Genomic DNA, 19,941 nt, shown 5'->3' with positions numbered 1-19,941 from the left:
AGTTCATTTCGGCTGCATATCGTCGAGCGTCCCTGTCGTCCGGGGCGTCAGGTTCTGCCCTTCGGCCGTCGAGACAATCCTGATGCTACCCGGATCGGCGCACTTCGTCATGCAGGGTTTGTTGGCGGTATCCGGCCGCGGATCTGTCCACGTGAAACTGTCGTGATTGGGCATTTTCACTTTTGGCAGGCTGGTCTTGTCGGCGACAAAATCGTCCGGCACGATATTGTTCAGATGGAGAATATAGGCCGTCAGCGCGTAGACGTCGTCAGACGATAGCGAATGTGGTGCCGGGAACGGCATTGCGCGATTGATATAATCCCACAGCGTCACCGCAAATGGCCAGTAGCTTCCAACTGTTGGCTCAGGCCGGTCGGCCTTCAATGAACCAGCGCCGCCGGCAAGTTTTGGATAACGGCCCTCGCCTTCACCAAAGGTGCCATGACATGCCGCGCACTGGTCGGCATAAACCTCAGTGCCGTGCGCGATGTCACCCTTCCCCGCAGGGAGTCCCTCGCCGTCGTCACCGCGCGCGTCGATGTTCCAGCCCGCTACCTGTGCCGCGGTTGCCGGCGTTCCATAACCGAACGGCTGCTTTTCAGCGGCCGAGGCCGCTGCCACGGTCAATCCCAGAACGATCGCGGCCGCGCCGCAGGCTCTAGCTAGTCTGAACATCGAAGACGCTCCCGTCCGACTTGACCTGCCATGTCTGGATTGAGTTGTTGTGATATACCGAATTGGTGCCTCTGACTTTTCTCAATTCAGCGATGGTCGGTTGAACGAAGCCCGCTTCATCCACGGCCCGCGATTCCAGAAGCGCCGGCTTGCCGTCCCATCGCCATGGCAACGTAAAACGCGTCAGGGCTTTCGACAGAACCGGTTCCTTCAGTTCGGCCTGCTGCCAGTTGGCGCCACCGTCCGCGGAAACGTGCACCTCCTTGATCTTTCCGGTACCCGTCCATGCAAGGCCCCGAATTTCGTAGAGACCGGGTCCGCTGAGAGGTTTCTCGGGGCAGGGGAACGTGATCACCGACTTGGCGTCGATCAGCCAGGTGAACCCGCGCGATTTACCGTCGGGCATGAGATCGGTGTATTTCGACGTCTCTTCGCGGGAATACCAGGGCTTGTCGCCGACCTTGATCCGGCGAAGCCATTTGATGCTGACATTGCCCTCCCAACCGGGGACCACCAGTCGAAGCGGATAGCCCTGTTCGGGCCGCAGCGCCTCGCCGTTTTGCGCGTAGACCACGATGCAATCGTCAAGGCACTTATCCAGGGGCAAGCTTCGGCTCATGTGGGCGCCATCGGCGCCCTCTACCATGATCCACTTTGCTTCCTTTTTGAGACCGACTTCCTCCAGCAGTGTCGATAGCTTAACGCCGGTCCATTCGGCGCAACTGATCATGCCATGCGTGAATTGAAGCGAATTCAGCTGTGCAGAGCGCCATTCCATCCCGCCGTTCGCAGGGCATTCGATGAAGTGCACGCGCGATGTTGAGGGGAATCGTTCGATATCTTTCATCGTCAAAACAATGGGGCGGTCAACCATCCCATGGATCATCAGCCGATGTTGCGTCGCATCCACGTCCGGCCGACCGGAATGGTAGCGTTCGAAAAAAAGGCCGTTGGGCGTAATGATGCCGTGGAGGTCCTGCAAGGGCGAAAAGCTGATCGAGGATTCGGTGCCGGCGGTAAGCCATGGAACGTTCCTCCTGATGACACCGTTTTGCGCATCTGCCGGTCTGCCGTAAGGGCGGTCTACTACGCCCGGCCCAATCGATTGTGTCCACGGATTATCTAACGGAGGAGCATCCTCGGCAACGGCGCGGCCTCCGCCGGCAATCAGCCCGCCCGCGAGTGCTCCAGATAATTTCAGCAGTGACCGCCTTCCCAAAAGAGAAGCGCCGTCCTGCGCTTGCTTTCCGCCGTTACCAGACTTCAACTTCACGCTTCCTCCACTGAATCGAAGCGACTAGATTTTTATTTAAAGAAACGCTATCGTCGGTCTCTAATTTAGTCAACGCTAATAAAGATTCCGCTGTATTGCGGTGCAGCGTGCGGACAGGAACGATGGATATAGCCACGATCGAACAGCAGAAGTCGCGACGTGCGGAACAAAAGCTTCTTGCAAAGCAAGCTCATGACGCCGCACGTCTTTTGAATTTGCTAGGCAACGAAAAGCGTTTGTTGATCCTGTGTCATCTGATGATGAACCGGGAAATGCGCGTCAGCGAAATCGTGGAAGCGATTGGGCTCAGCCAGTCGGCACTTTCCCAGCACCTGACCAAATTGCGTGAGGACGGGCTGATTACATTCCGGCGAGAATCGCAAACCCTGCACTATCGGATTGCCGATCAACGCGTCGCCAAGTTGATAAAAGTGGTGAAGAAGCTCTATTGCGAGGACGTCAATTGAATCATCGAGTGATTGGCGCAGTCATGTACGCTCTCGCGAGCTTCGGGGTTTCCGCACGCAGCGAGGCGGCGAGCGACTATGCGCCGTTGACACAGCCTCTTGTCATCGAACAGGTGCCGGGCAGCCAGATTTTCTACAGTATCGGCAATCCTGGCATTCCCGGGAAAGAGAATCAGGGAAATACTTCCAACGCCGGCTTCATCATCACGTCGAATGGCGTCGTGGTGTTCGATGCACTGGGGACGCCAAGTCTGGGGTGGGCACTGTTGCAGGAAATTCGCAAGCGCACGCCTCTTCCCCTGAGATTCGTCGTTGCCAGCCATTATCATGCCGACCACATTTATGGCCTGCAGGCGCTCAAAGACCACACGGATGCGCCGATTGTGGCGCAGGAGCGCGCGCTCGAATACAATGAGAATGAAGAGACATCGGACGAACGCGCTGGCGACCGGCTGGGACAGCGCCGCAGCGCGCTGGCGCCGTGGGTCAACCAGGATACGCGCGTCGTCCCTCCCGACATCACTTTCGATGACCGGATGACGATCGGACTGGGGAGCACCCGGCTGTCACTGATCTATGCCGGCCCGGCTCATTCGGGCAGCGATCTCATGATGCTGGTGCAGCCGGACGGCGTGCTGTTTGCTGGAGATATCGTGCAGAACAGCCGCATTCCCTTCATGAACAGCGACGATGTCAGCACAGTGCAATGGCTGAAGGCACTCGACGAAGTGCTCCGGCTCAATCCGAAATTCATCATTCCCGGCCACGGCAGACCGTCTGCTGCCGCCAAGGAAGCCATTTCGTTCACTCGCGACTATATCTCCTACGTCCGTGCCGAGATGGGAAAGGCCGTCGAAAACTGGACCGAATTCAACGCGGCGTACGATCAGACAGACTGGTCCAAATACAGTTCGATGCCAGCCTTCAGCAGTAACAACCGCGGCAACGCCTATCGCATCTATCTCGAACTCGAAGCGTCCCAATTCAAGAAATAGCGTCGATGCCAAACAACGCGCCTTCCACGGCTCATGGTCGGCGGCTGGATGACAACAAGACAGTCTCAGTCCCGCTTTCAGATCCGAGGATCGACCGATCTACGAATAAAACGACCCAAATATTCCTCGAAAGGATTTTTACGATGAAGAATTCCATTCTGTCGCTCGCCGCCGGAAGTCTACTGCTCCTATCCAGCGCCATATCGCTCCATGCCGAGGACGCCGCCGCCGCGCAGCCTTTGAAGATCGACATCCCGGTCGATCTGAAGGAAGCCAAGGTCGTGTTCAATATGGACCACCCTGCATTTGCGGGCGACGCCTCGATCGGGCTCACTTACATGAAGTTGATGACCCAGAACTTCGATCGCTCGAAGACCAAGTGGACCATCAAGTCCGTCTTTCATGGCGCGATGGGCTACATGTTGCTGAACGATGCGGCCTATAACAAGGTCAGGAAGTCCGACAAGGGCAATCCCTACAAGGAGGCAATTGCCGATCTTCAGAAGACCGGCATCGAACTTGAAGAGTGTGGCCAGACGGCCAGAAGCAACAACTGGACAAACGCCGATCTGCTGCCAAACATCAAGGTCAATGCCGGAGCCAATCTGCGGATCACCCAGCTCGTGCAGGAAGGCTACGTTCAATTGCAGCCGTAAAGCCGATAGGATGATGTTGTCCGGGCGCCACGCGGGTCAGCATCCGCGGACGCCTGGTATTTTGACGCAAGCAGCGCTCGCTGGTGGCTTTATCTCTGTTAGCCGGCGTCCGCCGGCAAGTTCGCCGGCAATCGAACAACCGCTCGCAGTCCCGTTTTACTCGCTCGATTGCTAAGTGTAAGTGATCCGTTGAGTCGCGTCACGGCGATCTCGGTGATCGCAAGCCCGAGGCCGCTACCGGACGAGCTTTTGTGTCGCCCTCGAAAAAACCGCGATTTGACCAGATGCATTTCACTCTCTGGGATGCCCGGTCCATCATCTTCGATAGTGATCTCCACGACGGCGCCACTAGTCACCGCTTTCCATGAAATTGCGCCCTGCCCATTATTATGGTGGAGCGCATTTTCATGCAGGTTGCGCAGAGCAATTGCCAGCAGATCCCGGCTCGTTACGATCGTGGCGTTTCGAAGCGAGTCATTGAGAATGACGCGCAGACCGGTACTTGCCGGCATCTCGGCCATAATCTCACTGAGCAGCTGCAGGACGTTGACCTCTTGCCGAACGTCCTCATGAAGTTGCGCATCAAGTCGAGCGACGGTGAGCAATTGCCTGGATAGTCGCGAGATTCGGTCAACGGACAGGATGATGTTGTGAAGGGCCGCATTTCGCTGCGATGAATCCTTCGTTCCCATGGCGACCTGGGCTTGGACCTTCAATCCTGCAATCGGCGTCCGCAGTTCATGTGCGGCGAAGGCCGTAAAATCCCTTTCATGCCGACGCACAGCATCGACGCGCTTGAACAGTCCGTTGAGTGAGCTTGCGAGAGGCGCAAGCTCGGGCGGGGCATGATCCACTTCGAGTGGACTGAGATCTTCGACACCGCGGCGCTTCAAGTCCGTTGCCATCGTTTGCAAAGGACGGAGTCCTCGTCCAAGAATGCCCCATATCAGAAAGCCGAGTAACGGCACGATGAACATGGCCGGCCACAGCAAGCCGAGGATGAGATCGCTTACCAGTCGCTCTCTCAGGCCAAGACGATCGCCAACCAGCACGCGGATACGTTTGCCGGGATCTGAGACGGCATAGACGCGCCAGGTTTCCCCGTCGACCAGCCGGTCGGAAAATCCATCGTCATCGCCGCCCAGGCTGTTACTCGGCGCACCGCTGGAACGTGCCATCAATCGTCCGTCCAGGGACCAGATCTGGCAAGAAAGCTGCCGCTCATAACTGGTGGTTTGTGGGAGCGAATTGTCGGGCATTGCCAAGGTGTCTGTCGCGCCAGATCCATTGAATGCCAGAGAGCTGACCATTCGAGCCGCCTCCTGCAGGCGGGTATCGAGGACGTGTTCGACCTCTCTGCGAGTTTGCAGAAAAATCCATGCGCTTGCGCATAGCCATACGAACACCGTCGCTGTTACCAGGACGACGAAAAGGCGGCCCCTGATTGATCGAGCCAGTCTCATTCTGCGGATCGCAGCCGATAGCCAATACCGCGCACGGTCTCGACATGGGCGCGACCGATCTTGTTGCGTAGATGATGAATATGAACCTCAATCGCGTTGCTTTCGACCTCTTCCTGCCAACCGTAGAGGCGTTCCTCCAGTTCAGCCTTAGATCTGATCGCCTCCGGGCGCTCAAGCAGCGTCGTCAGAATGGCGAACTCGCGTCGGGACAGTTGAACAGGTCTGGTGTCGACTTTTACCGTCAAGGTCGCGGGATCGAGTACAATCCCGTTATACCGCAAAGTGGGAGTTGCCCTTCCTTCCTTGCGACGAACGATCGCCCGAACCCGCGCGCCGAGTTCGTCAAGGTCGAAAGGTTTGCCCAGATAATCGTCGGCTCCCGAATCCAGTCCCTTGATCCGGTCCCTGACGTCGTCGAGTGCCGTCAGCAGGAGGATAGGCGTGTTATTTCCCGCAGAGCGGATCTGCTGCAGCAATTCCAGCCCGGAGCCGTCGGGCAACATCACGTCGAGCACGATGGCGTCGAAACTTGATGTGGAGAGTGCAGCGAGGGCGTCGCCGCAACATTCGACAGCATCGACAGTCGACCCCAGCATGGCCAGGCCGACCTTGAGTCCGTCGAGCAGCACAACGTCGTCTTCGACTATCAAGAGTCTCATCCCGCCCTCGTCAACGCCATTCCCCTGTGCACAGTCCAGCTTAAGGCAGCCTTAAGGCGTCGAATTGCGGGCGAAATCCAAAGGCGTTCGCACCCTGCTGGCGGGTCAGGCGTACAGGCTTCGGCCGCTGCGGTACAAGACATAAGCGGCAACGATAAAAATCAGGCACGCGAAGATCTTGTTGAGCACGCCCTTCTTGTCGGCCAGTCGGACAGCGCTTTTCATGCCGAAGTACCCGCCGATGGCTCCGCCGAGCATGAACTCGATTGCGACCGGCCAATCGATCAACCCCGACCACGCATAATTTATCGCCGTTCCCGTGTCAAAGGCGCCGACCGCGAAAAGCGATGTGCCCACCGCCTTGATCGTTGGCATGCCCGTCGCGAGGACCAGACAGGGCATGATGAGGAAACCGCCGCCGATGCCAAAGAAGCCGGAGGCGACACCGGCGAAAAACGCCGTGATCGCAACGATCAGGTCCGCCTTCAGGCCGGGACGCCGCTCAACCACGTGGGGGTTGTCGCTCTTGTTGATCATCAAGGCGCCGACCGCGATCATCAGCAGGCCGAAAAAGAACAACAGACGGTCGCCGTCGATCGATTTGCCGAGTGTCGAGCCGACAAACGCGCCGACCACGCCAACGCCCGCGAACAGCACTGCGGCGCGCCAGCGCACGTTTCCGGCGCGGGCATGCCCGATCAGGTTGACATACGCATTGACGGCAACGGCGATGGCGCTGGTGCCGATCGCCGTATGGGCCGGGGTCACGCCTACGAAATACAGCAGCAGCGGTGTGGCGAGAATGGATCCGCCGCCACCGATAAGTCCCAAAGAGAACCCGACAAGGCCGCCCGAAAGCGTGGCCAGGATAGCCGTAACATGCATCATGTACCGAGCCGTCCGGCTCCGGATCGTGTCAGCTGGTCATGCGCGATCATACCGACCGACATGGCTGCCACGAACCCGAGGACCGTGGGGACACCGAGCGCAAGCGACGCGACGGCCGGACCCGGGCAGAAGCCCGCAAGTCCCCATCCGACGCCGAAAATCGCCGCGCCCCCAAGCAGGCGGGCGTCGATCGTCGTCCGGGTCGGCAAGTTGAACTTGTCGGCGAGCACCGGCTGTTGCATCCGTTTGCCAATCCGGACGCCAATAAAGGCCACCAGCACCGCGCCGCCGAGCACGAAGGCGAGGTTCGCATTCCACGGGCCTGTGATGTCCAGGAACGCTTCGACGCGCCCCGGGTCCATCATCCCGGAGAACGCCAGGCCGAAACCGAAAACGACGCCTGCGACGAGCGCGACCATTATACGAAGCATGTTCATATCCAACCGCCCGCCCGTTTGAGATAGACCGTAAGCACAGCGACGAACATGAAGACGGCAACGGCAGCCATCGATCTCGGCGACAGTCGCGCGAGGCCCGAAACGCCGTGCCCGCTGGTACACCCTGAGCCCAGACGCGTGCCGAAGCCGACCAGGAGCCCCGCGACGATCAGCAGCGGCAAAGAGGTAGGAATGCGGACCAGCGGCCAATCGCCGAACGCGCCGCGAAACAGCAGCGGACCAAGGATGAGACCGACGACGAAGGCCAGGTTGCCCCAAAGCTGACGATCCGCCTGTCCGAAGAGCGATGCAAAGATACCGCTGATGCCGGCGATGCGTCCGTTGAGAAGCAGCAGGATCAGGGAGGACAAGCCGATTAGCATGCCGCCGATGAATGAATCTGCGTAGGTCGGAGCCATGTGAATCATTTAGGAGATCTTCCGCCGAGGTGGACCTTGGCAAACTGCGACGAGCCGATTGCCAGCAGGGCGGGCTCTTGATCTTCCTTCCGTGCAAGGAGGGATCGCGACCGGAGCAGTGAACGCGTTTCGTCATCGCAGAAGATCTCTTCCAGCGCAGCGATCATCTGGCCAGCCCGCGCGTCGGTGAGACTGTAGAATATTTGCTTGGCATCCCGTCGCGTCGTCACAAGCCCTGCTTCCCTGAGTTCGGCGAGCTGTTGCGATAACGTCGGTTGGCGAATTTCGAGCAAATTTTCGAGCTCGCTTACCGAAAACTCGCCGTTCACCAAACAGCAAACGATCGACAAGCGATTTGGATTGGCCAGGCTCTTCATCAGATCGGCGGCCGCCCGGACGTTCTTCATCATTGCTTCGGCTTGAGGAGTCATTTCCAGTGAGCTCCTTCCAGCGCATCGAGCGGAATTTTCAGGAAGCGCTTGCCATCGTCTTCTGGCTCCGGAAGTCGGCCGCCGCGGATGTTGACCTGCAAGGCGTGCAGGATGAGGCGCGGCATCTCCATCTTGCGATCTCGCTCCTTGCGCAGCCCAACGTAGGATGCCTCGTCCTTGCCGGCGATATGGATATTGCTGCGCTTCTGATCAGCGACGGTGCTCTCCCACGCCGGATCGCGCCCCCCTGGTTGGTAGTCATGCCCCGTAAAAAGGCGTGTCGCATCGGGCAGCGCAAGGATGCGCTGGATTGACTCCCACATCCTGTGAGCGCTTCCACCGGGGAAGTCGCATCGTGCGGTTCCGCTATCGGGCATGAACAACGTGTCATGGATGAAAGCGGCGTCGCCAGCGACATAGGATATGGAGGCAAGAGTGTGACCTGGCGAAAAGAGGACGGAAACGGGGATGTCACCGATTTGGAAGGTTTCGCCATCGGCGAAAAGCCGATCCCATTGGGATCCATCCGCTGGCAATCGTGGCCAGTTATAGATCTTCTTCCAAAGCTCTTGCACGTCCCCCACACGGTCGCCGATGCAGGTCGGGGCTCCGGTCTTATCCTTCAAATAACGAGCCGCGGAAAAATGGTCGGCATGCGGGTGGGTGTCCAATATCCACTCGACGGAAAGCCCCTTTTCTTCGACATACGCCAGGATCGCGTCGGCGCTCTTCGTGGCTGTCGCGCCGGACTTCTCATCAAAATCAAAAACCGGATCGATGATGGCGCAGCGACGGGTGCGCGGACAGGACGCGACGTACTGTATGCTAAACGTTCTCGGATCGTAGAATCCGCGGACGTCGGGTTTGGCGATTGATGCCGTTGTCATTTGGCGCCCTTGTCTCGAAATCGAAAATACCAATCCGGCGCGGCGGCACTTGGCTGGTGATTTATGGCGTCCTCCAGCGAGAGCGGGGCCGCGTCAATTGCAGGATCGCCTGACTGCCAACCCTCGGGGGTCGAAACCGCATCTGCATCCGAGGTTTGCAGGGCTGTGACGAGCCGTAGAATTTCGGCCACGGATCGCCCGACTGACATCGGATACCAGCTGATCGCCCGGATGACCCCATCCGGATCGATGACGAAGCTGGCGCGGACAGTTGAACTGTCCAGCGCGTCCGGCGGAAGCATGCCGTACGCCCGTGCAATGGACATTGAAGGGTCCTCGATCAGCGGAAAGGTAACAGATACGTCAAACCGCTCTTTGATCGAAAGCACCCAAGCGATATGCGAAGACAAGCTGTCGACGGAGAGCGCCAAGAGATCGCAATTCAGTTCCTGAAACGCCGGAAACAGCTTGCTGAAAGTAACAAACTCGCTCGTGCAAACCGGCGTAAAATCAGCTGGGTGTGAGAAAAAGACAAGCCAGCGCCCCCGATAATCGGAGAGAGATCTTTGACCCAATGTGGTCCGCGCCGTGAAATCAGGAGCCAGCGTCCCGATTGTGATCATCGGAGCTTCGGACGACTGAGAACCAGTGGTGAGCTCCATCAGATACCGCCTCGTCTGCAGTGTCCCAGCAGGGTCTCCCGAGATGCACCTTGGCGGTCTCTTATGACAGCGGGCGTCCGTCTTCTTTGGATCGAGCTAAAATCGCAAAGCGGGGTGGGAACCATTGCAGCCTTTCAACATTCCTTTACATCGAACAGATTATATCATTAAGTAAATTATGTATCAATCATATTCGATAATTATAAATTGAGGGCGACATGATGCGTGCAGCCAACGACTTGAAGTTGCAGAACAGCTTCGATGTCGTCGTCGTCGGGGGAGGCGCGGCCGGTATCACCGTCTCCGCTGCACTGTTGAAGCATCGGCCGAACCTGCGGGTCGCAATCGTCGAACCCTCTGAAACCCATGCCTATCAGCCGGGGTGGACCCTGGTTGGGGCGGGCGTTTTCACGAAAGAGCAGACGATCAGGCAGGAGGCGTCGCTTATTCCCAAGCGCGCCACCTGGATCAAGGCGTCGGCTGCCACGTTTGCTCCGGAGAATAACGAGGTCTCGCTGAGCGATGGATCGACGTTGAACTACCACTACCTGGTGATGTGCCCGGGTCTCAAACTGAATTGGGAGGCAATCGCGGGACTGAAAGAGACGCTCGGTCGTAACGGCGTATGCAGCAACTACAGCGCATCAGGTTCCGAGTACACGTGGCGCTGCCTTCAGGACTTTCGTGGCGGGACAGCGCTATTCTCGCAGCCGCCGATGCCGATCAAATGTGCCGGCGCACCACAGAAAATCATGTACCTGGCGGCCGACTATTGGCGGAAGCACGGGAAACTCGCAGAATCCAAGATCGAATTCTGTCTTGCCGGCGACGTGCTTTTTGGCGTGCCATTTTTTGTCACGCCTCTGCAGGCGGCCGTCGATGAGTACGGAATTACCTTGAATTTCAAGACGAACCTGAAGGCGATCAACGGTGCCGCCAAGGAGGCAATCTTCGCTGTCACAGTAGCCGACGGAGTTACATCGGAGATCGTCAGGAAGTTCGATATGATCCATGTCGCACCACCGCAGACGGCTCTTGATTTCGTGAAGCAAAGTTCGTTGGCCAATGAGGCGGGATGGGTTGACGTTGATCAGGCGACGCTCGAGCACAACCGTTTCAAGAACGTATTTGGCCTCGGTGATGGTGCTTCGACGCCAAACGCGAAGACTGCGGCCGCGGTTCGAATGCAGGCGCCCGTCGTCGTTTCAAATCTTCTCGCGGTGATGGACGGTAACACGGTAAGCAGTCGTTATGACGGATACGGTTCGTGTCCGTTGACTGTCGCCTACGGAAAGATTGTGCTTGCTGAATTTGGGTACGGCGGCAAGGTTACGCCGAGTTTTCCGTTTGATCCGCGCGTTCCTCGTTGGTCGGCATGGATACTCAAAACGAAATTCCTGCCGTGGCTGTACTGGTCTCACATGCTAAAGGGCGGCGAGTTCGACATACCGCATAAGGAGCGCAAGTTTGCTGCTTAGCGAGACCGACATCATGCGAGCTCTCGATGACAAGGCCTGGAAATCTCATACAGTTTCAGCGCAGGGACGCTTCACACGATGATTTCAGACATCGAATGATGATGAATGGGATTTCGCTGTTTTGGATTGTTTCGTTGATTGGCTTGGCGGCTTGGGTCGTTGAAACATGCTTGAGATATGAGGAAATGACGCCTCTGTCGTTCGCCGCCTCTGTCAATATCGCCCCTCGCAACGTTGAAGGATCTATCGATCTTGTCGAATGGTCGTATCAAACACAGACCGTGCGGGCGTGATGTGCATCAGCGGCACCTGTAGCGCGTCAATCTGGATGGGAAGCGCGACAATCAGGATGGCAATTTAGCGGTCGCGGCGTGGGGATGATTGTCGCGGCCTGACGATAACGCAAGTGATAATTGCGTGTCGTGGAGTTGATTGTCGTGGAGCGACAATCAGGATGACGCTTTGATTGTCGCGCGCGTTGGCGGCCTTCCGGCTCCGCGGGCTTTGTCGACAGCCTCTTTTCGGCGATAGCTGTCGACATTCATTTCGAGGATCGTGGCGTGGTGGACGAGGCGGTCGATCGCCGCCAGCGTCATGGCTTGGTCCGGGAAGATTTTTCCCCATTCACCGAATGGCTGATTGGCGGTGATGAGCATTGAGCGGCGTTCGTAGCGGGCGCTGATCAGTTCGAACAGAACGCTGGTCTCGGCTTGATCTTTGGTCACATAGGCGAGATCGTCGAGGATCAGCAGATGATATTTGTCGAGCTTGGCTATCGCGGCTTCGAGCGTGAGGTCGCGGCGCGCGATCTGGAGCTTTTGCACGAGATCGGTGGTTCTGGTGAACAACACGCGCCAACCCTTTTCGATCAGGGACATGCCGAGCGCCGCTGCCAGATGCGATTTGCCGCCGCCAGGCGGGCCAAAACACAACAGATTGGCGCCCCTGTCGAGCCACGCGTCACCGGCGGCGAGAGCCTGCACCTGCGCCTTTGAGATCATCGGCACTGCATCGAAGTCGAATGCAGCGAGGGTCTTGCCCGGCGGCAGGCGGGCTTCATCCAGATGACGTTCGAAGCGACGACGGTTTCGCTCCACCATCTCCTGTTCAGCCAGGGCCGCCAGGAAGCGGGCGGCGGGCCAGCCTTCCTTATCGGCGGTTTCCGCCAGGGCGGCCCAGATCAGCTTGATGCCGGGCAGACGCAGTTCGCTGAGCAGCAATTCGACACGGGCGGCGTCGATCTTGACGGTCGCGTTCATGCGGCTTCTCCCACAGCCGCGGCAATCTGGTCGTAGATAGCGAGCGAGGGCAGCGTGACGACGACGACCGGTAGTGCCATGCCCTTCGGTCGGAAGCGTTCGATCAGCGCCTTGAGATCCGGCAGGATGCCGTCGTCGAGCGTGGCTTGCAGCACGGCACCGAGTTCCGCTTCGCAGGCCCGTTCATGTGCGAGCGCCAGAAGCCCGACCATCGCACGGCAGGCTGGTCTTTCGCCAATGCCGGCGAGCAAGGCGTCGAACGCACGAGCGTAAACGCGGCGGGGGAACAACTGGTCTCGATAGACCAGATTGAGCAGCGCCATCGGTTTGCGGCGCAGCGAATGGATGACGTGACGATAGTCGATGACATGGCCGTGTTTGCCGTTGGGCTGGCTTCGCCCGCGCCGCAGGGTGACGATGTGGGTGGCGCCCTGGAAGCATTCGAGCCGGTCGTCATAGAGACGCACCCGCAGCCGGTGACCGATCAAGCGGGAGGGGACCGAGTAAAACACCTTGCGCAACGTGAAGGCGCTTGATGTCGTTACATCGACGTTGACCTCCTCATAATCGGCGGTCTTGCGGACCGGCAGTTTCTGTAGCGCCGTCCGCTCCTGATCGATGCGCTTGGCATTGCGCGCGTTGCCGCGGCCAACGATCTCGTCGACAAAACCACGCCATGCCGGAAGATCGTCGAAGTCGCGAGAGGCACGCAGCAGCAGGGCATCGGCCAGCGCTCTCTTGAGATGGCCATGCGCACTTTCGATCGAGCCGTTCTCATGCGACACGCCGGGATTGTTGCGGGTCGGCGTCATGCCGTAATGACTGCAGAACGCCTCGTAGCGCGTCGTCAAATCCTCCTTGGCTTCAGCGCCGAGATTGCGGAACGCGGCTGACAGGCTGTCGCTGCGGTGCTGCTCCGGCACCCCGCCCAGCGACCACAGCGCGTTCTGCAAGCCTTCCGCCAGCGCGACAAAACTTTCGCCACCGAGTACGACATGGGCGTGTTCGAAGCCGGAGAAAGGCAGCCGGAAGTGATAGAGCCGGCAGTCCAGCAACTGGCCCGCAATGGTGACGCCGAGATCGGCGACCTCGGTGAAGTCCGACAACCCCATGCGACCCGGCGGATGTTCCTGACGGAAGATCACCTCCCGATCCGGCCCGTTCACCGCCCGCCATGCCCGAATGCGCCGCTCGAGCGTCCGCCGCGTTCCAGAACCCAGCTCCGGATGTCGGCGGCATAGTTCCTCGAACACGGCGATCGGCCGTAAGCCTGGGGCGGCGTTCAGCATCGGGAGGATGTCGTTCTCCCAAAGATCGGCAAATGGATCAGCGCGGCGGCGTTCGCGGGGCGACTTCTTCTGGGTGGGAAGTCGGGGATCCTTTTCGAACCGGTAGGCGGCGGAGGTGCTGAAACCAGCCTTTGCAGCGGCGACGGCTGGCGAATGGTTGCGACGCAAGCTCATGAAAAGCCTCATTTGTTGATCGGTGACATGCCGGCCGGCCAAAGAATTGGTCCTCTCAAAGGAGAAACCCGATCTTTGACCAGCCGCCGTTACCGCCAAATGAGGCCCGTTCGGGCGACACGCCGCTGCTGGGCTGCCTCCGGTCGGGCTACGCCCTCCCTTCGTCAACCCAGCAGCGGCGCATTCTCATCCTGATTGTCGCGGGATTCTCATCCTGATTGTCGCGCTACAGGCACCTATTCACTCCTAATGAACTAAATGGCCTTTGCCCCCTTATCGGTAATGGCGTGAACCGCTGGCGGGTTCTGAGAACATTCTGACCGCATTTGTCGTCATTTTTTATTGAGAAATAAAGGCCATGCCATCCCCGGTGCAGTTTCTCTGCCATCTACTCTCAATCCTCTCGCTCGCCGGCCTGTTACTCCCCTCTGGAGTCTCAGCCGCCGACGGGCGAGACATCGCCCTTCACGGAAATGGCACGGGCGCACATGCTTGCGCCTCCTGCCACGGCGAAGCCGGTGAAGGTATTCCGGCGGACGGCTATCCTCGCCTGTCGGGCTTGAGCGCCGCTTATCTGGTTCATCAGTTGGAAAGCTTTGCTGACGGCAAGCGCAGCAAGGCGGTGATGACGCCAATCGCGAATGCGCTGACGCCGGAAGATCGCCAGGCCGTCGCAGACTATTACACCTCGCAATCCTCGGCCAACGGTCGCCTCCCTAATCGAAACCTGCAAACTCAACGACATCGATCCGCTTGGCTATCTGACCGACGTCCTCTCCAGGATCGCCAACGGTCATCCCAACCGCGACATCGACGCGCTATTGCCGTCGGCCTACCGAAAGCAAGACCTCAGAGCCGTGGCCTGAGGACGACGCTTACCATTCAGCAATCGCTCGATGGATTTCTCAATTCTACGGATGCGTCGAGTAAGCTTAAAAAGGTCGATACGGATAAACTGATCGTTTCCGATCCGCTTGCGATGGGACCGTAGCTGAATCTATCGAGATCTCATGGCTGATGAGGTGATTGCTTCCTCAATCGATCGTCTTGATTGATTGATTGGCGGCGTGGCAGAGACGAGCTGGTTCTGGCTGTAAGCTAACTGCAACAACTATCCTTGCCGCTCTCCTGGATAGGCGGACACGGCACCGAGCCATATGAGCAGAACACGCAACAGTCGCCAGCCAAAGGTTTGAGCCGCGCGCCACATCCCTTGCAGTCATAGAAGAATTGGCAAGCGTCAATCGGCATGGCTTCTTCTGCCTGATTACCGCAATGGGGACAGATCAATGTAGACCGCAGCTGCATAAGTGAATTCCCGAACCATTTGAAAAGCCGTTTCACCGTAGCTCCTGCCTACTGTCGCGACGCATCACGGCCTCGTTATCGCAATAGGCGATGCCGCGAGGCTCCGCTTAAGGCTGGCTTAAGGTAGGCAGTCGATTTGAGGAGGCGGCCAGAATGTCGAGGGAATGATGCGGTATTGGTTATTGAGAGCGGCTCTTGCCTTCGCGTTTGCGCTGATTTCAGCGGGGGACGGACAAGCGCAACAGCCGCCGGGTGTGGACACGGTGTTCCATATGACCGCCGCCCGCAGCACTGCCGGCGAGCTTGTCCTTGAATGGAAAATTGCCCCCGGGACTTACTTGTACCGGGACAAGATTACAGTTTCCAAGAGGGATGGTACTCCTGTGGGGACCGGGACCCCCCCGGGCGAGATGAAAGACGATCCATCCTTTGGACAAACCGAAGTTTATCACCGGCAAGTGAAGGCCTTCGTTCCCTTGGCTGGCCTTGGCTCGACCCAGCAACTGGAAGTGTCCTATCAGGGATGCGCGGAGCAGGGAATTTGCTACCCGCCCGCCACAAAAATCGTAGATGTGACCTCTCTTTCCATTACTGACTCGCGGCCTTCGTCATCGGGGTCGGCGAGTCCGCCCACGTGGAAACCCGACGCTCCGGTGCCGGCAACCTATAACAGCCCCCCTACTCCCTCCGCAGAGCAAGGCGGTCTTCGAGGCGGCATCGGCTCGATGGTTCTCGCGTTCATAGGATTCGGGCTGCTTTTGGCATTTACGCCCTGCGTCTTCCCGATGATTCCGATTCTTTCCGGAATGTTGGCCCAGTCCGGTGACCGGCTGACAGCCAAACGCGGCTTTGCGCTTTCGAGCGCTTACGTGCTTGCGATGGCGTTGGCTTATGCGGTGCTGGGAGTCGTCGTCGCCTGGTCGGGGCAAAATCTTCAGGCAGCCTTGCAGACCCCCCTGGCACTCGGATTGATGAGCGCCCTTTTTGTCGCTTTGGCTCTTTCAATGTTCGGGCTCTACGACCTGCAACTCCCGCAGTCCTGGCAGAACCGGCTAATGGGCTCCGGAAGGCGGCGCAGCGGCTCGCTCAGCGGCGCGGCGATCATGGGGTTCGGATCTGCGCTTATCGTTGGTCCATGCGTCACGCCGCCCTTGGCCGCAGCCCTCGTCTATGTTGCGCAGACGGGCGACCTGTTGCGCGGTGCGCTGGCTCTGTTTGCGCTGGGCCTCGGGATGGGACTTCCCCTGCTGGCCTTCGGTACTTTTGGTGCGGGAGTGCTTCCGCGGTCCGGACCCTGGCTGGCACGCGTGAAATACGTGTTTGGATTCGTGTTTATCGGGATGGCGATCTGGATGCTGTCGCGGGTGATTCCTCTGTGGATAACGGTGCTCCTTGTCGGGGTAGCAGCCAGCGCGGGCGGCCTCCTCCTGGTTGGTTCTCAGTTGTCGAGGGGAACGCCGCGCGGGGCCCGGACCATGGCCTTCGCGTCGCTCGGCTTGGTTGTTATCGGATCCGGCGTCTACGCGATGATCGCATCGGTAAATGGGTCGTCCGAACACCTGGTCTCGCTTGCAGGCTTCCCGACAGCCTCATCAAACCGCGCGATGTCTTTCGAAGACGTCACGACAAATGACGCTCTCGATATCGCGGTTGAACGAGCGGCGCAGCAAGGCAAGCTGGTGATGCTCGACTTTTCCGCAGAGTGGTGCGTCGAGTGCAAGTTGATGGATCGCACCGTATTTTCAGATCCCGATGTTATCAAACATCTCAAGGACTTTGCTGTCATTCGGGCGGATGCAACCGAATACAACGATGAAACCCGTTCCTTGATGAAACGATTCAGCGTCGTGGGCCCGCCGACCATTATTTTCCTCAGCCCGCACCAAGGCAAAGAAGTGCCGGATACGCGGTTTGTCGGACCGGTCGACGCCAAAGCCTTTACGTCGCGTCTCAAGCAACTTAGCCCAATTTAACCTGTTTTAACTCGGAGAAACCCATGCGCCCGAATACCATTCGAACTATCATCACCCGCTCGCTGCTGTCGCTTGCTCTTTTATTTCCACTGGGAGCGTCGATCGTTCACGCCGAGGATTCCGACACCTCCTCCGAGGCGATCCTGAATGACCCGACCGTACCGACGGGGGGAAATCCGAAAGGCAATATCACCATCGTGACGTTCTTTGATTACAATTGCCCATACTGCAAGAAGGCCGAGCCCGACCTTGAGCGGGTGGTGAAGGAAGACGGGCAAATTCGGCTTGTCTACAAGGACTGGCCGATTCTCACAAAAGCTTCGGTATACGGCGCGCAAATGGCTCTCGCGGCCAAATATCAAGGCAAATATGACGCTGTGCATGCCGCGTTGATGGCAATCCCGGGGCCAAAAATTCCTGAGGATCAGATGCTCGCTGCCATCCAGAAGTCCGGCGTTGATATGGCGAAGCTCAATGAAGATCTGAAGCTTCACACCGACGAAATCAACGCAACATTGAAGAAACATCTGGCGCAGGCCGATTCCCTCGACCTGCAGGGAACTCCCGCCTACATCGTCGGCCGCTTCCGGGTCACCTCCGCTCTGACCTACAGCCAATTCAAGCAGGCCGTCGGCGATGCGCGTGCCAAGGCAAAAAAATAATGTCTGCGACGCGTACAACGAAAAATGATCCGATCAGGCGGTTTGCAACATTCCTCGCGGTCGCATGCTCGGCCGCCGTCCTGGCCGGATGTACGACGACATCTTCCAAGTCCGTAGCAACGTTGTCCGCGCCCGTCGACGCACTCCAGGCGCAGGCCTATGCAGCTCCCATCAATGAGCCGTATCGTGTCGACGCCGTCGATGTTGGAAAGATGGATCCCAGGTATTTGCGGCAAGTTGTAGAATTTCCGACCAACGAGCCTGTGGGGACGGTCGTTGTCGATCCGCACCAAAAATTTCTCTACCTTGTCACGGAGCATGGCAAGGCGCTTCGATACGGCGTGGGGGTCGGCAAGGCTGGCCTTGAATTCACAGGAACTGCGACCATTGAGTACAAGAAAAAGTGGCCTCACTGGACGCCCACGAATGACATGATCGAGCGCGAGCCCGCACGATACAAACAATGGAAGGACGGGATGGATGGCGGTGCCAGGAACCCGCTCGGCGCCCGCGCGCTATACTTATTCAAAGGCGGCAAAGACACGCTGTTTCGCATCCACGGCACGACGGAGCCGGACAGCATTGGCAAGGCTGTTTCGTCAGGATGCATCCGCATGGTGAATCAGGACATCATCGATCTTTACAGCCGCATTCCGAACGGTTCGAAGGTCGTGGTAAGATAGACTGTCCGCGAGAAACAGCTCGCCCGAGTGGCCTCGCGCCCGGCACCTGTGACAGGGCGCGTTCGAAACGATCGGTGTTGCTTCGGAGATGTCCGCGATGGACGATATAAGTAAACGCCCCAACGCGGTGCCGTGGCCGCCGCTTGTATTGACTGTTGCTGCCACGCTGAGCATAGCGCTCGGCTATATTTCACCGATGTCTATCCCGCAAAACGTTGCCGTACGATCCGTCGGTTACCTATCCGTGGTGGCTGGCATCAGCCTCGACGTTTGGGCCATTATCACATTAAATAAAGCGCACACCAGTGTTCTGCCGCACCGCGGTGCAAGCCGTCTGGTAACCCACGGACCTTTTGGATTCACGCGTAATCCCATCTACCTCGGTAACACAATGTTGATGGGCGGCATCGGCCTCGCATTTGCCGCCGGTTGGTTTGCTATCATGGAGATCGTCTCGGCGTTCATTGTGGATAGACTGGCAATAAGACCTGAAGAGCGCCATCTGGCCGCACGCTTTGGCAAGCAGTGGATCGATTACGCATCGCGGGTGCCGCGATGGCTCTTCTGAACACCCCCTGGAGAATGCGATGACGATGATTGGAAGACGTACCGCCATCAAGACGCTCGGATGGGGCGCGATGGCGATCAGCCTGGCCCGCACGGATCATGCATCCGCCGCGCAAGAGACCGGCACGCTCGTTCCATCCGACGGGCGCCAGCTCCGGAAGCTGACGGACCAGCTCGCGCACTTGCCCCGGCGACGGGATTTCAAGACTGTGCCGATGATCCTTACTACAACCGACCAATGGGACGCGGCGGCGCTCGACGCGGTGATCGCCTACCCGTCACCGCACAAGCAGGTGTGTGTAAGCTTTGGAGAAAAACGCCGTCTCCAGGCTCAAATCTCCAAAATCGGCAGTTCTCTCGTACGGCACCACTTCAAGGGAAGGTTGTTTTTATTGGCTTTTTGGAGACTTTGCCCGCGGGTGGCATTGGAAGCGCAGCTGCGGTGGCGGAGGGAGAGGGATTCGAACACCACGTACGAACTGGCGGTAGCTTCTGCTCAAAAGCTATCCGGTCTGGACTGCTAGGCTTTCGCTGAACATCTATAAAGTCCGATTTTAGATGGCCACTTTTCCCTTCGGCGATGAGCGAGTAGCTGAAGTTCATGCATCTTTGCCAAATCGCTCGTAGTCCAACTAC

21 protein-coding genes and 3 pseudogenes are annotated in these 19,941 nt (G+C 58.3%); 11 read left to right on the top strand and 13 right to left on the bottom strand.

What is annotated here, in order from left to right; genetic code table 11:
- Nucleotides 1-3 precede the first annotated feature (3 nt).
- Complete coding sequence (locus tag FNL56_RS09510; protein ID WP_143577746.1) at nt 4-675, bottom strand: c-type cytochrome; 672 nt, start codon at nt 673-675, stop codon at nt 4-6.
- Nucleotides 659-1,948, bottom strand: coding sequence for a sulfite dehydrogenase (gene soxC, locus FNL56_RS09505; RefSeq protein WP_143577745.1), 1,290 nt, complete (start codon nt 1,946-1,948; stop codon nt 659-661). Before soxC ends, FNL56_RS09510 begins: the two co-directional genes overlap by 17 nt.
- Before the next feature lie 122 nt (nt 1,949-2,070).
- Between soxC and FNL56_RS09500 the strand changes: the two genes are divergently transcribed.
- From FNL56_RS09500 to FNL56_RS09490, 3 genes are all read left to right on the top strand, one after another.
- Nucleotides 2,071-2,415, top strand: coding sequence for an ArsR/SmtB family transcription factor (locus tag FNL56_RS09500; RefSeq protein WP_143577744.1), 345 nt, complete (start codon nt 2,071-2,073; stop codon nt 2,413-2,415).
- Between the two features lie 23 nt (nt 2,416-2,438).
- The gene (locus FNL56_RS09495) at nt 2,439-3,410 is read left to right on the top strand and encodes an MBL fold metallo-hydrolase (protein WP_143577743.1); all 972 of its coding nucleotides are present in this window, start codon (nt 2,439-2,441) and stop codon (nt 3,408-3,410) included.
- Nucleotides 3,411-3,553: 143 nt separating this feature from the next.
- A complete protein-coding gene (locus FNL56_RS09490) occupies nt 3,554-4,066 on the top strand; it encodes a DsrE family protein (protein WP_143577742.1) in 513 nt (170 codons plus the stop codon).
- A gap of 98 nt (nt 4,067-4,164) precedes the next feature.
- On the opposite strand, the gene FNL56_RS09485 is transcribed toward FNL56_RS09490, so the two are convergent.
- The 8 genes and pseudogenes from FNL56_RS09485 to FNL56_RS09450 all read right to left on the bottom strand — a co-directional run bounded on the left by FNL56_RS09485 (nt 4,165) and on the right by FNL56_RS09450 (nt 9,912).
- Nucleotides 4,165-5,529, bottom strand: a complete 1,365-nt coding sequence (locus FNL56_RS09485; protein ID WP_143577741.1) for an ATP-binding protein — start codon at nt 5,527-5,529, stop codon at nt 4,165-4,167.
- Nucleotides 5,526-6,188 (bottom strand): response regulator, encoded by a 663-nt coding sequence (locus tag FNL56_RS09480; protein ID WP_143577740.1) that lies wholly within the window; start codon nt 6,186-6,188, stop codon nt 5,526-5,528. The genes FNL56_RS09485 and FNL56_RS09480 overlap by 4 nt, the downstream gene beginning before the upstream one ends.
- 105 nt (nt 6,189-6,293) lie before the next feature.
- Nucleotides 6,294-7,076 carry a sulfite exporter TauE/SafE family protein gene (locus FNL56_RS09475; RefSeq protein WP_143581960.1) on the bottom strand — a complete coding sequence of 261 codons (783 nt, stop codon included), beginning with the start codon at nt 7,074-7,076 and terminating at the stop codon, nt 6,294-6,296.
- Nucleotides 7,073-7,507 (bottom strand): DUF6691 family protein, encoded by a 435-nt coding sequence (locus tag FNL56_RS09470; protein ID WP_441351278.1) that lies wholly within the window; start codon nt 7,505-7,507, stop codon nt 7,073-7,075. Before FNL56_RS09470 ends, FNL56_RS09475 begins: the two co-directional genes overlap by 4 nt.
- Before the next feature lie 2 nt (nt 7,508-7,509).
- Entirely contained in the window at nt 7,510-7,932 is a 423-nt protein-coding gene (locus tag FNL56_RS09465) for a YeeE/YedE family protein (protein WP_143577737.1), read from the bottom strand.
- A gap of 5 nt (nt 7,933-7,937) precedes the next feature.
- Entirely contained in the window at nt 7,938-8,363 is a 426-nt protein-coding gene (locus tag FNL56_RS09460; protein ID WP_143577736.1) for an ArsR/SmtB family transcription factor, read from the bottom strand.
- Nucleotides 8,360-9,211: pseudogene (locus FNL56_RS09455) on the bottom strand (MBL fold metallo-hydrolase); the annotation flags it as partial. The gene FNL56_RS09460 and the pseudogene FNL56_RS09455, both read right to left, overlap by 4 nt.
- A gap of 35 nt (nt 9,212-9,246) precedes the next feature.
- Nucleotides 9,247-9,912 carry a peroxiredoxin gene (locus FNL56_RS09450; RefSeq protein WP_143581959.1) on the bottom strand — a complete coding sequence of 222 codons (666 nt, stop codon included), beginning with the start codon at nt 9,910-9,912 and terminating at the stop codon, nt 9,247-9,249.
- A 218-nt stretch (nt 9,913-10,130) separates the two neighbouring features.
- Between FNL56_RS09450 and FNL56_RS09445 the strand changes: the two genes are divergently transcribed.
- Nucleotides 10,131-11,390 (top strand): NAD(P)/FAD-dependent oxidoreductase, encoded by a 1,260-nt coding sequence (locus FNL56_RS09445; protein ID WP_210245492.1) that lies wholly within the window; start codon nt 10,131-10,133, stop codon nt 11,388-11,390.
- A 449-nt stretch (nt 11,391-11,839) separates the two neighbouring features.
- Here the strand turns inward: FNL56_RS09445 and istB are convergent, their stop codons facing one another.
- Together istB and istA are read right to left on the bottom strand one after the other, a co-directional pair.
- Complete coding sequence (gene istB / locus FNL56_RS09440) at nt 11,840-12,649, bottom strand: IS21-like element helper ATPase IstB (protein WP_143581712.1); 810 nt, start codon at nt 12,647-12,649, stop codon at nt 11,840-11,842.
- Entirely contained in the window at nt 12,646-14,154 is a 1,509-nt protein-coding gene (istA, locus tag FNL56_RS09435; protein ID WP_143581927.1) for an IS21 family transposase, read from the bottom strand. Before istA ends, istB begins: the two co-directional genes overlap by 4 nt.
- A 316-nt stretch (nt 14,155-14,470) precedes the next feature.
- Here istA and FNL56_RS28345 point away from each other — a divergent pair.
- A pseudogene (locus FNL56_RS28345) lies at nt 14,471-14,782 on the top strand (c-type cytochrome); the annotation flags it as partial.
- A 37-nt stretch (nt 14,783-14,819) separates the two neighbouring features.
- Nucleotides 14,820-14,978: pseudogene (locus FNL56_RS27660) on the top strand (transposase domain-containing protein); the annotation flags it as partial.
- 232 nt (nt 14,979-15,210) lie between these two features.
- On the opposite strand, the gene FNL56_RS28340 reads toward FNL56_RS27660, so the two are convergent.
- On the bottom strand, nt 15,211-15,420 hold the full coding sequence (locus FNL56_RS28340) for a GDCCVxC domain-containing (seleno)protein (protein WP_143578574.1): 210 nt from the start codon (nt 15,418-15,420) through the stop codon (nt 15,211-15,213).
- A gap of 164 nt (nt 15,421-15,584) precedes the next feature.
- Here FNL56_RS28340 and dsbD point away from each other — a divergent pair, with 164 nt between their 5' ends.
- From dsbD to FNL56_RS09400, 5 genes are all read left to right on the top strand, one after another.
- Nucleotides 15,585-17,393 (top strand): protein-disulfide reductase DsbD, encoded by a 1,809-nt coding sequence (gene dsbD / locus FNL56_RS09420; protein ID WP_143581957.1) that lies wholly within the window; start codon nt 15,585-15,587, stop codon nt 17,391-17,393.
- A 23-nt stretch (nt 17,394-17,416) separates the two neighbouring features.
- The gene (locus FNL56_RS09415; RefSeq protein ID WP_143577730.1) at nt 17,417-18,055 is read left to right on the top strand and encodes a DsbA family protein; all 639 of its coding nucleotides are present in this window, start codon (nt 17,417-17,419) and stop codon (nt 18,053-18,055) included.
- A complete protein-coding gene (locus FNL56_RS09410) occupies nt 18,055-18,738 on the top strand; it encodes a L,D-transpeptidase (protein WP_143577729.1) in 684 nt (227 codons plus the stop codon). Before FNL56_RS09415 ends, FNL56_RS09410 begins: the two co-directional genes overlap by 1 nt.
- A gap of 97 nt (nt 18,739-18,835) precedes the next feature.
- Nucleotides 18,836-19,306 (top strand): methyltransferase family protein, encoded by a 471-nt coding sequence (locus FNL56_RS09405; protein ID WP_246661641.1) that lies wholly within the window; start codon nt 18,836-18,838, stop codon nt 19,304-19,306.
- 19 nt (nt 19,307-19,325) lie between these two features.
- Complete coding sequence (locus FNL56_RS09400) at nt 19,326-19,829, top strand: hypothetical protein (protein ID WP_143577727.1); 504 nt, start codon at nt 19,326-19,328, stop codon at nt 19,827-19,829.
- The last annotated feature ends 112 nt before the right edge of the window (nt 19,830-19,941 follow it).

The organism is Tardiphaga sp. vice304, assembly GCF_007018905.1.
In the GTDB taxonomy this organism is placed as follows: domain Bacteria; phylum Pseudomonadota; class Alphaproteobacteria; order Rhizobiales; family Xanthobacteraceae; genus Tardiphaga.
The sequence above is the reverse complement of the archived record's forward strand: the minus strand, read 5'-3'. Positions and strand labels throughout refer to the sequence as shown.